Here is a 15,198-nt window from a genome sequence, read left to right as displayed (position 1 = left end):
TTATACTGCGGTGAAGGCCCCCCTTCCCAGCCCCTAACGGCAAAGTTCATCCCATGCTGCTGCTCATCGATAACTACGACAGTTTCACCTATAACCTGGTCCATTACCTCGGCGAGCTGGGCACCGACGTTCAGGTGCATCGCAACGACGCGCTCGATGTGCAGGAGGCGATGGCACTCAACCCCGCCGGCATCCTGCTGTCGCCGGGGCCCTGCGATCCCGATCAGGCCGGCATCTGCCTGGCGCTGGTCGAGGCCGCGGCCGAGACCGGCATTCCGCTGATGGGCGTCTGCCTCGGCCACCAGGCGATCGGCCAAGCCTTTGGCGGCAAGGTGGTGCGCTGCCACGAGATCGTGCATGGCAAGATGGGGCGGATGCATCACACCGCCAAGGGGGTCTTTGCTGGCCTGCCTTCGCCGTTCGACGCCACCCGCTATCATTCTCTGGTAGTCGCGCGCGAAAGCCTGCCCGACTGTCTCGAGATCACCGCCGAGCTCGAGGATGGCACCATCATGGGGCTGCAACACCGCGATCTGCCGATCCACGGCGTCCAGTTCCACCCGGAATCGATCCGCTCGGAGCATGGCCATGCGCTGCTCAGGAATTTCACCGATCTGCTGAAGGTGCCGGCATGAGCGAGAAACTGAAGCCGCTGATCGGTGCCGCCGCCGACCGGCCGCTGAGCCGCCAGGAGGCCGAGACCGCCTTTGACATCCTGTTCGAAGGCGAGGCCACGCCGAGCCAGATCGGCGGGCTGCTGATGGCGCTGCGCACGCGCGGCGAAACGGTCGAGGAATATGCCGCCGCCGCGGCGGTGATGCGCGGCAAATGCAACCCGGTGAAGGCGCCCGAGGGCGCGATGGACATCGTCGGAACCGGCGGCGATGGCAAGGGCACGCTCAATATCTCCACCGCCACCGCCTTTGTGGTGGCCGGCGCCGGGGTGCCGGTGGCCAAGCATGGCAACCGCAACCTCTCGTCCAAATCCGGCGCCGCCGATGCGCTGACCCAGATGGGCGTGAACGTCATGGTCGGGCCCGAGGTGGCCGAACGGGCGCTGGCCGAAACCGGCATCTGCTTCATGATGGCGCCGCTGCACCACCCGGCGATCGCCCATGTCATGCCGACGCGGCAAGAGCTGGGCACCCGCACGATCTTCAACATCCTCGGCCCGCTGACCAACCCGGCCGGCGTCAAACGCCAGCTCACCGGCGCCTTTTCCCGCGATCTGATCCGGCCGATGGCGGAAACCCTGCTGACACTGGGGTCCGAGCGCGCCTGGCTGGTGCATGGCTCCGACGGCACTGACGAGCTGTCGATCGCCGGCGTCAGCTGGGTTGCCGCGCTGGAGAACGGCCGCGTGACCGACCGCGAAATCCACCCCGAGGAGGCCGGCCTGCCGGAACATCCCTTCGAGGCGATCCTCGGCGGCACGCCGGCGGAGAACGGCCGCGCCTTCGCCGCCCTGCTCGACGGCGAGACCTCGGCCTATCGCGACGCGGTTCTGCTCAATGCCGCCGCAGCGCTTGTGGTGGCCGACAAGGCCGCCGATCTGAAGGCCGGCGTCGAACTGGCGGCACAATCGATCGACAGCGGCGCGGCCAAGGCGCGCATCATCGCCCTGGCCCAGGCCACCCGCGCCGCATGAGCGCCCGCACCGTCCCGGCCGCCTGGGCGCATCTGCCGTTCTTTGCCGAGACCTGGCCGGCGCTCGACGCCGCCCTGACGGCCGAAACGCGCGAGATCCTGCCGCCGGCACCGCAGACCTTTGCCGCGCTCGAGGCCTGCGCGCCCGCGGATGTCCGCGTGCTGATCCTCGGGCAGGATCCCTATCCGACCCCCGGCCACGCCCATGGCCTCGCCTTTTCGGTCGCGCCCGAGGTGGCGCCGCTGCCCCGCTCGCTGCGCAACATCTACGCCGAGATGACCGAAGACCTCGGCCAAAGCCCCACCACCGGCGACCTGCGGTTCTGGGCCGACCAGGGTGTCCTGCTGCTCAACACCGCGCTCACCGTGCCCTCCGGCGAGGCCGGCGGCCATCTCAAGCTCGGCTGGTCCGGTCTGACCGCCGATATCCTCGCCGAGCTCGACCTCGCGCCCCGCGCGCTGCTGCTCTGGGGCAAACCGGCGCAGAAGCTGGGGACGCGACTCACCCATCCCGATCACCTGCGGATCGAAACCGCCCATCCTTCACCGCTTTCGGCGCGGCGCGGATTTTTCGGTTCGCGACCCTTTAGTCGCGTCAACGACTGGCTTAAGAAGCAAGGTGACCCCGCGATAGACTGGACAGGCAGATGACCCAGACCGTTCTCGACAAGATCAAGGCCTACAAGCTCGAAGAGATTGCCGCCGACAAGGCCGCGACCCCGCGCTCTGCCGTCGAAGAGGCCGCCCGCGCCGCGGGCCCCACCCGCGGCTTTGCCGAAGCGCTGAGGCACGCCTCACGTGACGGCTATGGGCTGATTGCCGAGGTCAAGAAGGCCTCGCCCTCCAAAGGTCTCATCCGCGCCGATTTCGACCCCGCGCAGCTGGCTCAGGCCTATGAGACCGGCGGCGCCACCTGTCTTTCCGTATTAACCGATACCCCCTCCTTTCAAGGCGCCAAAAGCTTCCTCACCGAAGCCCGCAATGCCACCAGCCTGCCGGCACTTCGTAAAGATTTCATGTACGACACCTATCAGGTTGCCGAGGCGCGCGCCCTGGGGGCCGATTGCATCCTGATCATCATGGCCAGCGTCTCCGACGCCCAGGCGCAAGAGCTCGAGGACGCGGCCTTTTCCTGGCACATGGATGTTCTGGTCGAGGTGCATGATGGCGAAGAACTTGACCGCGCGCTGGCCTTGAAGTCGCCCCTTCTGGGCGTAAACAATCGCAATCTCAAAACCTTCGAAACCACTCTTGAGACGACGCGTGAACTTTCCAGACGGGTGCCCGAGGGCAAGCTGCTGATTTCGGAAAGCGGATTGACCGGCCCCGCCGATCTGGCCGACATGGCCCGCCACGGCGCGCGCACTTTCCTCATCGGCGAGAGCCTGATGCGTCAGGCCGATGTCGCCGCCGCCACCCGCAGCCTTCTGGCCGACCCGGTGCCCGCCAATGGCTGATCTCACGCATTTCGATGCCAAGGGCGACGCCCATATGGTGGATGTCTCGGACAAGGCGGTGACCGCGCGCATTGCCACCGCCGAGGGCTACATCAAGATGACGCGGGAAACTTTTGATATCATTACGGAAGGTCGTGCCAAGAAGGGGGATGTCATCTCCGTCGCGCGGCTCGCGGGGATCATGGGGGCCAAGCAGACATCGAGCCTCGTTCCGCTGTGCCACCCGCTGCCGATTACCAAAGTCTCTGTCGATCTGACGCCCGATCCCGATTTGCCCGGATTGCGGCTCAGCGCCACGGTCAAGACAACCGGGCAGACCGGCGTCGAGATGGAGGCGCTGACCGCCGTCTCGGTCACCGCGCTGACGGTGTATGACATGGCCAAGGCCGTGGACCGAGCCATGGAGATCGGCGGCATTCGCGTGAAATTGAAAGACGGCGGTAAATCAGGGCGTTACGAGGCGACATGATATCGGTTTCGCAGGCGCTTGATCACCTCTTCGCGCTGACCCGGCGCCTGCCCGGCGAAGAGGTGCCGCTGCGCGAGGCCGCCGGCCGGGTACTTGCCCGCGATGCCATCTCGACCCGAGATCAGCCGCCTTTCGCGGCGTCTGCCATGGACGGCTACGCGGTGATCGGAGCCGAAGCGACGCCCGGGGCCCGGTTCGAGGTGGTCGGCGAAGCCGCCGCGGGCCACCGCTACGACGGTGAGGTCCGCGCCGGTCAGGCCGTGCGCATCTTCACCGGCGCTCCGGTGCCATCCGGGGCCGATCGCGTGGTGATCCAGGAGGATGTGCACCGCGACGGCGATGTCATCACGCTCGGGCAAGGGCTCGGCGAGGCAACCAACATCCGCCCCGCCGCCGGAGATTTTCGTGCCGGTAACCGGCTCTCGGCGCCCCGGCGCCTGAGCCCGGAAGACATCGCGCTCCTGGCGTCGATGCACGTCGCAAGCGTCACTGTGGCCCGACGGCCGTCCGTCGCCCTCATCTCGACCGGCGACGAGCTTGTCATGCCGGGCGAAAACCCCGGCCCGGACCAGATAATCGCCTCGAACACCTTCGGTCTGCATGCGCTGCTGCGCAATCTCGGTGCCGCGCCGCGCCTGTTGCCAATCGCCCGCGACACCAGAGCCTCTCTGGCCACCGCCTTCGATCTGGCGGCCGGGGCCGATCTTGTCGTCACCATCGGCGGCGCCAGCGTCGGCGATCATGATCTGGTCGCGGATGTCACCTCCGAACGCGGCATGGAGCGCGCGTTCTACAAGGTCGCCATGCGCCCGGGCAAGCCGCTGATGGCCGGTCGCCTGGGCGACGCCATGATGCTGGGCCTGCCCGGAAATCCGGTGTCTGCCATGGTCTGTGGCCATGTCTTTCTGGCGCCGGTCATCCGCGCAATGATCGGCCTCGCGGCGGCGCCCGCACCGCGCATCACGGCGCCGCTGGCCGCCGGTATCGCCACCAACGGCCCCCGCGAGCATTACATGCGCGCAACCCTGACCCCGCAGGGCATTCTGCCCTTCGCCGCACAGGATTCCGCCCTGCTGCACGTGCTGTCGCGGGCCGATGCCCTGCTTGTCCGCCCGCCCCGCGACGGCGCTCGCAAGGCCGGCGAGATGGCCGAGTATATTTCACTGCAAAGTTAAAGAATTCTTAATCGCCCACCGGCATTCTCGGGCGCATTCTAAACATGTTATCCACAGGGCCCATTGACACAAAACGGGAACATGCGTAGAACAAAACCCAAATCAATAAATTCCGAAGGGCGAATACCATGTTAACGAAAAAGCAACTCGATTTGCTCGATTTCATTAACAAGCGCATCCAGACTGACGGTGTTCCGCCCTCGTTTGACGAGATGAAAGAGGCGCTCGACCTGCGATCGAAATCGGGCATCCATCGGCTGATCACAGCGCTGGAAGAACGCGGATTCATCCGTCGCCTCGCCCACAAGGCGCGCGCGCTCGAGATCGTGAAACTGCCGGAATCCCTCGGCGGCGCGCCGACTGCGGCGACGCAGGCCTTTCAGCCGCGGGTCATCGATGGCGGCGGCACCGGCCCACGCGATCCGCAGGGCGCGCCGATGCATGTGGCGGAATTGCCGGTCATGGGGCAGATCGCCGCCGGTGTCCCGATCGAGGCGATCAGCCATGCCTCGCATGCCGTGGCCGTTCCCGGGCAGATGCTGCGCCATGGTTCGGATCATTATGCGCTTGAAGTCAAAGGCGATTCGATGATCGACGCCGGGATCAACGATGGCGATGTCGTGGTGATCCGCGAAACCGACGTGGCCGACAATGGCGATATCGTGGTGGCCCTGATCGAAGGTCAGGAGGCCACATTGAAACGGTTTCGCCGCGCCGGTGGCGGGGCCATTGCACTGGAGGCCGCGAATCCCGCTTACGAGACCCGCATCGTGCGCGAGGACATGGTTCAGGTGCAGGGCCGGCTGGTCGGGCTGATCCGCACTTACTGAGCCTTACGGCGTCCAGAGCCGTCGCCCGCTCTGATCCGCGACGGTGCGAACCTGCGGCGCGCCCTCCGAGAAGGTGACAGCCAGTGCGCCGCTTTGGCGGAGGGTTTCGGGAGTGAAGGCAAGGCAAGCGCCCGGATGCAGCCCGGGGGTGTTGAAGACCGCCAGGTCGGAGGAGCGACAGCCGGGAAAGGATGCCCGCCCTCGCTGGCCCGCGACATGCCAGAGCGTGCCGCCGCCCGGCATCGGCGCAGAGGCCAGGCCGCCGTCGACCTCTGGCCAGCGCAGGGCAGCGCCGGCCTGATCGGCACCGTCGCCATCGTTCTCGAGCCAGACCCGGGCGACGAAGCCGGAGCCGCGCGCGCGGCTCAACGCCCGGCCGCTCTCGCCGGTGAGGCCGACCAGACCGCCGGATTCGGCGATCAAGATCGCCGGCCTTTCCGCGGTGGACCAGAGCGCCAGAGCCGCGAGAACCGGCCCCGCGCCCAGCATGGCGACCCGGCCGCGCCAGAGCATGGCAAACAGCCCGCCCAAGGCCATCAGCGGCAAAACCAGAGCGCCCGGCGCCACCACATGCCGCAGCGCGCCATCCCATCCGGCGACCTCGTGCGCCACGGTCAGAACCCAGGCCAGGCCGCGCCCCAGAACCCAGAGCGCCGGCGCCTCGAGACCGAACGGCGCCAGGCAGGCCGCCACCACCGCGGCCGGCATCACGACGAGGCCCATCAGCGGCACGGTCGTGAGATTGGCCAACAGCCCCCATTGCGCGATCCGGTTGAAATGCGCCGCCGCGACCGGCGCGGTGGCCAGCCCCGCCACCGCCGAGGACAGCATGACCGCCACCACCGGCCAGAGCCAGCGCGGCATCATCTGCGGCGCGCCGCGCAGCCGCGAAAACACCGCCACCAGCGCCGCTGTCGCGGCAAAGGACATCTGGAATCCCGGGCCCAGCAGGGCCTCGGGCCGCAGGATCAGCACGATCATCGCCGCAACCGCCACCGCGCGCAGGCTGATCGCACGCCGGTCGAACAGCACGGCCGTCAGGGCCACGGCAACCATGACAAAGGCGCGTTCCGTCGCCACGTTGCCACCCGACAGCGCCAGATAGCCCGCCGCCGCAACAAGCGCGGCAAGGGCCGCGATCTTGCGCCCCGGCACCCGCAACGCCACCACCGGCACCGCCGCCAGCGCCAGCCGCACGGCGCCAAAGACGAAACTGGCCAACAACCCCATGTGCAGCCCCGAGATCGCCAGCAGATGCGCAAGGTTGGTGTCACGCAGCGCCTGCTTGGTCGCTTCGCCCATGCCGGACCGGTCGCCGGTGGTGATGGCGGCGGCAAAGGCCCCGACCTCTCCGGGCAACGCCGCCTGAACCGCCCGCGACAGGCGCATGCGCAGGGCAAAGACCGGTTGCCCGCCATCGGGCTGTGCGCTCACCACCAGCGGCACCCGGGCATAGCCCACCGCACCGATCCCGAGAAACCAGGCGTGGCGGCGAAAGTCGAAACCGCCGGGTTCGACCGGGCCCTGGGGCGGCGACAGATGGCCGGTGGTCATCACCCGCAGGCCGGGGCGCGGCACCGCCCCCGGCGGCCCGTGCAAGGAGATACGCACCCGGGCCGGCACCTCGCGCACCCGATGCAGCCGCACCCGGTCCAGCGTCAGCCGCAAAGCGCCCGAGGCCGACCGGTCCATGCCGACAACACGGCCCTCGATCGGGCCATAGTAGCGAAAATCCAGAACCGGCGCGGCCACCGCCTGTGCCCGGGCGCCGGCAAGCGCCACCCCGGCCGCAACCAGACCGGCAGCAAGAAGGCCGGGCCCGAGCAGTGGCCCGGCCTTCCAGGCAGCCAGGAACGCCGCCACGGCGCAGCCGGCAAGCGCGATCAGCGCCCAGACCGGCGGCTCCTGGCGAAGCGCAAAGTACCCCCCGACGCCCAGAGCAAGCATCACTGGCGACCATGGCATCAGCGCGCCCCGCTGACCGAGGATCCCCTGACCGATTGCCTGCCACATCCACATGCTTGTTCCCGCCCGCTGCGGAGGGTAATCAGGCCTCAAGCTATCCCGCCATGGTTATCGAAAGGTTAACGGCCCCCATGTCCGACGTCTCTCAGGTGGTGACCCGTTTCGCCCCCTCGCCCACAGGTTTCCTTCACATCGGCGGCGCGCGCACCGCGCTGTTCAACTGGCTGTTCGCCCGCGGCCGTGGCGGCAAGTTTCTGCTGCGCATCGAAGACACCGACCGCGCGCGTTCGACCCCGGAAGCCACCGATGCGATCCTGCGCGGTCTCGACTGGCTGGGCCTCGATCACGATGGCGAGGTGATCAGCCAGCACGCCCGCGCCGACCGCCATGCCGAGGTGGCGCATCAGTTGCTCGCCGACGGCAAGGCCTACAAGTGCTTCTCGAGCCAGGAAGAGATCGCCGCCTTCCGCGAGGCTGCCAAGGCCCGGGGCACCTCCACCCTGTTCCGCTCGCCCTGGCGCGACGCCGACCCGGCATCCCATCCCGAGGCGCCTTTCGTGGTGCGCATCAAGGCGCCGCTCGACGGCGCGACGGTGATCCGCGACGCGGTGCAGGGCGATGTGACGATCCGCAACGACCAGCTCGACGACATGGTGCTGCTGCGCTCTGACGGCACGCCGGTCTACATGCTGGCGGTGGTGGTCGACGATCACGACATGGGGGTGACCCATGCGATCCGCGGCGACGACCACCTCAACAATGCCGCCCGGCAGATGATGATCTATCAGGCGATGGGCTGGGATGTGCCGGTCTGGGCGCATATTCCGCTGATCCACGGGCCCGACGGCAAGAAGCTCTCGAAACGCCACGGCGCGCTCGGGGTCGAGGAGTATCAGGCGATGGGCTACCCGGCGGCCGGCATGCGCAACTATCTGGCGCGGCTGGGCTGGAGCCATGGCGACGACGAGTTCTTTACCGACGGCCAGGCCATCGAGTGGTTCGGCCTCGACGGGATCGGCAAATCCCCCGCCCGGTTCGATTTCAAGAAGCTGGAAAATCTCTGCGGCCAGCATATCGCCGTCGCCGATGATGCTGCGCTGCTGCAAGAAGTGCAGGCCTATCTCGCCGTGAGCGGCCAGCCGCCCCTGACCGAAGCGCAGCGGGCAAAAATGCTGAGCGCCATGTACTGCCTCAAGGAGCGCGCGAAGACATTCCCGGAACTGCTTGAAAAGGCACACTTTGCCCTGACAAGCACCCCGATCGAACCGGATGCCAAGGCGGCCAAGAACCTGGACGATGTATCCCGTGGTATACTGGACAGATTGACGCCGCAGTTGCAAAATGCTAGCTGGACCCGGGAAGAGCTGGAGGCGGTCACAGCCCGGGTTGGCGAGACCCTCGGGATCAAATTCGGAAAGATGGCAGGCCCGCTCAGGGCCGCTCTGGCCGGGCGCGCGGTGACCCCCAGCGTCTTTGACATGATGCTGGTACTGGGCAAGGACGAGACTATTCTGCGACTGACCCACGCCGCGACTGAGGCCGGTTGAGGTTTTGCAAACCGATTGACCGTCACGTGATTTATGGATTGCCGAGGCAGGATTGCGCGGCTCAAGGACGAAGGGATGACCATGGCAGACAGCAACAAGACCGCGAACCTCACGATTGGCGATCAGAGCTATGAGCTCCCGATCCACAGCCCGACCGTGGGGCCGGACGTGCTCGACATCCGCAAGCTTTACGGCCAGGCGGGTGTTTTCACCTATGATCCGGGCTTCACCTCGACGGCGGCCTGCGACTCGACCATCACCTATATCGACGGCGAAGAGGGCGTGCTGCTGCACCGCGGCTACCCGATCGACCAGCTGGCCAGCAAATCGCATTACCTCGAGGTCTGCTTCCTGCTGCTCTACGGCAACCTGCCCACCGCCACCGAGCTCGAGGATTTCGAAAGCCGGGTGACCAACCACACCATGCTGCACGAACAGATGCAGTATTTCTTCCGCGGTTTCCGCCGTGACGCCCATCCGATGGCGATCATGGTGGGTGTGGTCGGCGCAATGTCGGCCTTCTACCATGACAGCACCGACATCTCCGATCCCTGGCAGCGCGAGGTCGCCTCGATCCGGCTGATCGCCAAGATGCCGACCATTGCGGCCTGGGCCTACAAATACCACACCGGCCAGCCCTTCGTGTATCCGCGCAACGATCTGGACTATGCGTCGAACTTCCTGCGCATGTGTTTCAGCGTTCCGGCCGAGGATTACGAGGTCAACCCGATCCTGAGCCGCGCGATGGACCGGATCTTCACCCTGCACGCCGATCACGAGCAGAATGCCTCGACCTCGACGGTGCGGCTGGCCTCCTCCTCCGGCGCCAACCCCTTTGCCTGTATCGCGGCCGGCATCGCCTGCCTCTGGGGGCCCGCGCATGGCGGCGCCAACCAGGCCTGTCTGGAAATGCTCAAGGAAATCGGTTCGCCCGAGAACATCCCCGAGTATATCGCCCGCGCCAAGGACAAGAACGATCCGTTCCGCCTGATGGGCTTCGGCCACCGGGTCTACAAAAACTTCGACCCGCGCGCGACGGTGATGAAGCAGAGCGCCGACGAGGTGCTCGATCTGCTGGGGGTCGAGAACAACCCGGTGCTGGCCACCGCCAAGGCGCTCGAGGAAGCGGCGCTGAGCGATCCTTACTTCGCCGAGAAAAAGCTCTTCCCGAATGTCGATTTCTACTCCGGCATCATCCTCGAGGCGATGGGCTTTCCGACCTCGATGTTCACCCCGATCTTCGCGCTGTCGCGCACCGTCGGCTGGGTGAGCCAGTGGAAGGAAATGCTGACCGATCCGCAGAACAAGATCGGCCGCCCGCGCCAGCTCTACCTCGGCGAGACCGCGCGCGACTACGTGGATATCGAAAAGCGCTGAGCCGCAGTGTCCTGACAGCTCAAGGGCGCCTCCGTCACCGGGGGCGCCTTTTTCGTGACCGGCGCACCTCTTGGCGGTCGGGCTTGCGTATTTGCCAAAGAGAAGAAGACCCTGCCGCTTCTTCTCTTTCCAAAATACGCGGCTCCACGGCGGCGGCGGGCGCGGCGCTTACATGTGGATCGCCCGGTCGAAGGCATCCAGCACGCTTTCGTGCATCATCTCGCTCAGCGTCGGATGCGGGAAGACGGTGTGCATCAAATCTTCCTCCGTGGTCTCGAGCTGGCGGGCGACGATATAGCCCTGGATCAGCTCGGTCACTTCGGCCCCCACCATATGCGCGCCGAGCAGCGCGCCGGTTTTGGCGTCGAACACCGTCTTGATCATCCCCTCCGGCTCGCCCAGGGCGATGGCCTTGCCATTGCCGATAAACGGAAAGCGGCCGATCCGGACCTCGTGGCCGGCCTCTTTCGCCTGCGCCTCGGTGAGCCCGACCGAGGCGATCTGCGGCTGGCAATAGGTGCAGCCGGCAATCGCATCGGGATCGACCGCATGCGGGGCGCCGCCGGCGATCAGCTCGGCCACCATGACCCCCTCGTGCGAGGCCTTGTGCGCCAGCCAGGGCGCGCCGGCGACATCGCCGATGGCATAAAGCCCCTCGACACCGGTGCGGCAGTGCCGGTCGGTCACCACATGGGCCCGCTCGACCTTCACGCCAAGCGCCTCGAGCCCCAGGCCTTCGGTATTGCCGACAATGCCCACCGCCGAGATCACCGTGTCGAAGTCTTCCCTGGTGACCTTGCCGCCCTGCTCCAGATGCGCCGTGACCTTGCCCTTGCCGCGGTCCAGCTGTTTGACCATGCATGCCTCGCGGATCACCATGCCCTGTTTCTCAAAGGCCTTCTTCGCGAAGGCCGAGATCTCGGCATCTTCTACCGGCAGGATGCGGTCGAGTACTTCGACCACCGTCGTCTCGGCGCCCAGGGTATTGTAGAAACTGGCGAATTCTATGCCGATGGCGCCCGATCCGATGACTAGAAGCTTTTTCGGCATGCGCGGTGGCACCAGCGCGTGCTTGTAGGTCCAGACCAGATCGCCGTCGGCCTCGAGCCCGGGCAATTCGCGGGCGCGGGCACCGGTGGCGAGCACGATGTTCTTCGATGACAGCTCTTCGGTGCCGCTGTCGGACTTGACCCGGACCTTGCCGGCGCCGGGCAGCGTCGCCGCCCCCATGAAGGTGGTGACCTTGTTCTTCTTCATCAGGTGGCTGACGCCGGCGTTGAGCTGTTTCGCCACCCCGCGCGAGCGTTTGATAACGGCGTCGAGGTCGTAATCCACCGCATCGGCCCTGAGCCCATAGTCGCCGGCGTTCTGCATCAGATGGAAGACCTCCGAAGAGCGCAGCAGCGCCTTGGTCGGGATGCAGCCCCAGTTCAGGCAGATGCCGCCCATGTGCTCGCGTTCGACAATCGCCACGCTGAGGCCAAGCTGGGCGCCCCGGATGGCGGCCACATAGCCGCCCGGCCCTGCCCCGATTACGATCATGTCAAAGCTCTGGCCTGCCATTCTGCGCCCTCCCGTTCATGTCGGCAAACGCTAGCCGATGGCCGGGGGAGCTTCAATCGCTATGGCTCAGACCGCCTGTTGCAGCTCCTGCAAGGTCTCGCCATAGCCGCCTTCGGCAAGATAGGCCTGCTCGGGCGCGGTGGCCTGCCGCGACAGCGCCTCGTTGCGATAGGGAAAACGGCCGAACTTGCGGATGATCTCGCGGTGGGCGCGGGCATGCAGCAGGTTGCCCTCGGCCTCGGGCATCCGCTCGGCCATCAGCCGCACGCAACGCTCCTGATCGCAGAGGTTTTCCGAATGCATCAGCGGCAGGTAAAAGAACTGCCGCGCCGGCGGGTCGATCTTGAGGTCATAGCCCTTTGCGATCGCGCTCTTGGCAGCGGCGATTGCCACCCGGTCCGAGCTGAAGGCCCTGGCCTCGCCCCGGAACATGTTGCGCGAGAATTGATCCAGCAGGATCAGATAGGCCAGGGTGCCGCTGGGATAGGTCAGCCAAAGCGCGTATCGCCCCTCCATCGCGCCGGTCCAGGCGTCGAGAAATCTGTCGCGGATCTTGGCGTCAAGCGCGGCATCGGCCACGTACCAGCCTTCGGGTCCAATATCGTCCAGCCAAAAGGTCAGAATATCCTCGGGTGCTACCATCTCTGGTCTCCTCACGTTCACCCCCCTTATATTCACGTTACATAATGTTTCGCTAAAATGGTGATCACAATTTGCGACAGAGTTAACACTTTATCCCGACTTTTCATCCTCTTCGGCCTCGGCAACGGCATATTCCTGCGCGAATTCGACGGCAACCATCGTGGCCGACGGGCCGACCGGCGCGTAAGAGGTGGTCTCTTCCACCTGGACCGAGGGCCGCACCATGGCACGATAGGCGGCATAGGCCGACATCAGGATCATCAGCGAGCCGATATAGAGGAAATATCCGGTCGGGCCAAAGAACCCCATCGCCCAGCCGGTGATCAGCGGGCCGGAAATGGCGCCGACGCCATTGATGAAGATCATCCCGCCCGAGGCTGCGGCCATGTCCTCGACCTGAAGGTAATCGTTGGTATAGGCCATGAGCAGCGAATACAGCGGGTTCGACATGCCGCCGATCATGAAGGCGGCCACCAGCAGCACCGGGAAATAGCCGCCGGTCAGCGCGCCGAGAAAGGCCCCCAGGCCGCAAACCAGCGCCGCAGCAAGGATCAGCATCCGCCGGTCCATCCGGTCCGACAGCCAGCCCAGCGGATATTGCACCACCAGCGCGCCGATGTAGAAGGCCGCGACGAACATCGAAATCTGGCTCAGCGTCAGCCCCGCCTCGGCGCCATAGACCGCCGCCATGCCGAACTGGGCCGAGAACACGCCCCCCAGCAGGAACATGCCGACACAGCCCAGCGGCGAGATGCTGTAAAGCTCGCGCAGGCTCAGCGGCTTGGTGGTGTCGAAGGCCGGCGTTGGCGAAATCGACAACAGGATCGGCGCAAAGGACACCGAAACCAGCACCGAGATGATGACAAAGAGCGCATAGCCCGAAGGATCGGCCACCAGCAGAAGCCCCTGCGCCGCGACGATGCCCACCATCTGGACAATCATGTAGGCCGAAAGCGTCTGGCCCCGGGTTTCATTGGTGGCGGCATTGTTGAGCCAGCTTTCGGCGGTGACATAGACACCGGAAAAGCAAAAGCCGATGATCACCCGCCCCAGCGTCCAGGCGATGGGATGGGTCAGTGCCGGATAGAGGATCAGCACCGCCGAGATGAACGAGCCCAGCGCGGCAAAGACCCGCACATGCCCGACGCGGCGGATCATTTCGGGCGCCATGCGCGACCCGCCTAGGAAGCCGACGAAATAGGCCGACATCACGATCGACATCTCGAGCGTCGTAAAGCCCTCGATCTCGCCCCGGACACCGAGCAGCGTACCTTGCAGGCCGTTGCCAACCATCAGGAGCATAATACCAAGGAGCAACGCCCAGGCGTTTGAAACCACGGCCATCATGGGCTTATCCCTTTCACTTCCGGCACTCTAGCGCCAGTTCGGTGTCAACGCTGGCCCAAAAGCGACTCGATGCGGGCTTGGCCTGACGCCTCTCAGATTACCTCTGCGGGATCAAGAGCGAGGCGTCGCCATAGGAGAAAAATCGGTAGCCGCTGGCGATGGCGTGATCGTAGACGCGCAATATGCGGTCGCGGCCCATCAGGGCGGCGACCAGCATCATCAGGGTCGAGCGCGGCAGGTGGAAGTTGGTCATCAGCGCATCGGTGACACGAAAGGCGAAACCGGGATAGATGAAGATGTCGGTTTCTCCCTGCCAGGGCCGGATGGCGCCGGTGTCGCGGGCCGCCGTCTCGATCAGCCGCAGGGCGGTGGTGCCGACCGGGATCACCCGGCCGCCCGCCGCCTTGGTGCCCGCGATCTCGGCCGCGGCCTCTTTGCTGACCTCGCCCCATTCGGCATGCATCTTGTGGGTGGTCACGTCCTCGACCTTGACCGGCAGAAAGGTGCCGGCACCGACATGCAGCGTGACCTTGGTAAAGCCGATGCCTCGGGCCTCGAGCGCTGCCAGAAGCGCGGCGTCGAAATGCAATGAGGCGGTGGGCGCGGCCACCGCCCCTTTGCGCGCCGCCCAGACGGTCTGGTAATCCTCGCGGTCCTGCGCGTCGGCCGGGCGCAGCGCCTCGATGTAAGGCGGCAGCGGCATGGCGCCGGCCTCGGCCAGCGCGGCATCGAAATCCTCGCCTTCGAGGTTGAAGCGCAACAGGCCCTGGCCTTCGGCCCGGGCCTCCATCACCGCAGACAGGGCGTCGGAAAAGCGGATCACCTCGCCATCGGCCACCTTCTTGAGCGGCTTGATCAACGCCGACCAGGTGCCGTCTGCCTGCGGCTCGAGCAGGGTCACGCCGATGCGCGCCTCGGTCGGCCCCTGGGCGCCCTCGCGCCGCCGGCTGCCCGAGAGCCGCGCCGGAATCACCCGCGTGTCGTTGAGCACCAGCCGGTCGCCGGGGCGCAACCAATCCGGCAGGTCGAAGACATGGGCATCGGTCACGGCGTCGCCCTCGGCCACCAGCAGGCGGGCCGAGGAACGGGGCCGCGCGGGGCGCGTTGCGATGCGGTCTTGCGGCAGGTCGAAATCGAAATCGGAGAGTTGCATGCGCTTCCTCTAGCCGAGCCTCCCTG

General features: G+C 66.1%; 14 protein-coding genes. 9 read left to right on the top strand and 5 right to left on the bottom strand.

The window, feature by feature from the left end:
- Window positions 1-53 precede the first annotated feature (53 nt).
- The 7 genes from PVW49_RS00540 (at window position 54) to lexA (ending at window position 5,578) form a co-directional block, all read left to right on the top strand.
- Window positions 54-635 (top strand): anthranilate synthase component II, encoded by a 582-nt coding sequence (locus PVW49_RS00540; RefSeq protein WP_048532025.1) that lies wholly within the window; start codon window positions 54-56, stop codon window positions 633-635.
- Window positions 632-1,648, top strand: a complete 1,017-nt coding sequence (gene trpD, locus PVW49_RS00535) for an anthranilate phosphoribosyltransferase (protein ID WP_074836695.1) — start codon at window positions 632-634, stop codon at window positions 1,646-1,648. Before PVW49_RS00540 ends, trpD begins: the two co-directional genes overlap by 4 nt.
- Complete coding sequence (locus PVW49_RS00530) at window positions 1,645-2,298, top strand: uracil-DNA glycosylase (RefSeq protein ID WP_274589645.1); 654 nt, start codon at window positions 1,645-1,647, stop codon at window positions 2,296-2,298. The genes trpD and PVW49_RS00530 overlap by 4 nt, the downstream gene beginning before the upstream one ends.
- Window positions 2,295-3,104, top strand: a complete 810-nt coding sequence (trpC, locus tag PVW49_RS00525) for an indole-3-glycerol phosphate synthase TrpC (RefSeq protein WP_274589644.1) — start codon at window positions 2,295-2,297, stop codon at window positions 3,102-3,104. The genes PVW49_RS00530 and trpC overlap by 4 nt, the downstream gene beginning before the upstream one ends.
- Window positions 3,097-3,573, top strand: a complete 477-nt coding sequence (gene moaC / locus PVW49_RS00520) for a cyclic pyranopterin monophosphate synthase MoaC (protein ID WP_074836691.1) — start codon at window positions 3,097-3,099, stop codon at window positions 3,571-3,573. Before trpC ends, moaC begins: the two co-directional genes overlap by 8 nt.
- Window positions 3,570-4,748, top strand: a complete 1,179-nt coding sequence (locus PVW49_RS00515; protein WP_274589643.1) for a molybdopterin molybdotransferase MoeA — start codon at window positions 3,570-3,572, stop codon at window positions 4,746-4,748. The genes moaC and PVW49_RS00515 overlap by 4 nt, the downstream gene beginning before the upstream one ends.
- Before the next feature lie 128 nt (window positions 4,749-4,876).
- Window positions 4,877-5,578: a transcriptional repressor LexA gene (gene lexA / locus PVW49_RS00510; RefSeq protein ID WP_048532031.1), complete on the top strand. Its 702-nt coding sequence runs from the start codon at window positions 4,877-4,879 to the stop codon at window positions 5,576-5,578.
- 3 nt (window positions 5,579-5,581) lie between these two features.
- Here lexA and PVW49_RS00505 read toward each other — a convergent pair whose 3' ends face one another.
- Window positions 5,582-7,543, bottom strand: a complete 1,962-nt coding sequence (locus tag PVW49_RS00505; RefSeq protein WP_274589642.1) for a ComEC/Rec2 family competence protein — start codon at window positions 7,541-7,543, stop codon at window positions 5,582-5,584.
- Window positions 7,544-7,674: 131 nt separating this feature from the next.
- Here PVW49_RS00505 and gltX point away from each other — a divergent pair, with 131 nt between their 5' ends.
- On the top strand, window positions 7,675-9,090 hold the full coding sequence (gene gltX, locus PVW49_RS00500; protein ID WP_074836688.1) for a glutamate--tRNA ligase: 1,416 nt from the start codon (window positions 7,675-7,677) through the stop codon (window positions 9,088-9,090).
- 81 nt (window positions 9,091-9,171) lie between these two features.
- Complete coding sequence (gene gltA / locus PVW49_RS00495; RefSeq protein ID WP_048533809.1) at window positions 9,172-10,467, top strand: citrate synthase; 1,296 nt, start codon at window positions 9,172-9,174, stop codon at window positions 10,465-10,467.
- Window positions 10,468-10,635: 168 nt separating this feature from the next.
- On the opposite strand, the gene lpdA is transcribed toward gltA, so the two are convergent.
- The 4 genes from lpdA to queA form a co-directional block, all read right to left on the bottom strand.
- Entirely contained in the window at window positions 10,636-12,030 is a 1,395-nt protein-coding gene (gene lpdA / locus PVW49_RS00490; protein ID WP_274589641.1) for a dihydrolipoyl dehydrogenase, read from the bottom strand.
- Window positions 12,031-12,096: 66 nt separating this feature from the next.
- Complete coding sequence (locus tag PVW49_RS00485; RefSeq protein ID WP_274589640.1) at window positions 12,097-12,672, bottom strand: DUF924 family protein; 576 nt, start codon at window positions 12,670-12,672, stop codon at window positions 12,097-12,099.
- Window positions 12,673-12,762: 90 nt separating this feature from the next.
- On the bottom strand, window positions 12,763-14,019 hold the full coding sequence (locus PVW49_RS00480; RefSeq protein WP_074836686.1) for an MFS transporter: 1,257 nt from the start codon (window positions 14,017-14,019) through the stop codon (window positions 12,763-12,765).
- Window positions 14,020-14,116: 97 nt separating this feature from the next.
- Window positions 14,117-15,172 carry a tRNA preQ1(34) S-adenosylmethionine ribosyltransferase-isomerase QueA gene (queA, locus tag PVW49_RS00475; RefSeq protein ID WP_274565010.1) on the bottom strand — a complete coding sequence of 352 codons (1,056 nt, stop codon included), beginning with the start codon at window positions 15,170-15,172 and terminating at the stop codon, window positions 14,117-14,119.
- Between the last annotated feature and the right edge of the window lie 26 nt (window positions 15,173-15,198).

The sequence above is a fragment of the Marinovum sp. PR37 genome (assembly GCF_028807375.1).
GTDB lineage: Bacteria > Pseudomonadota > Alphaproteobacteria > Rhodobacterales > Rhodobacteraceae > Marinovum > Marinovum algicola.
The sequence above is the reverse complement of the archived record's forward strand: the minus strand, read 5'-3'. Positions and strand labels throughout refer to the sequence as shown.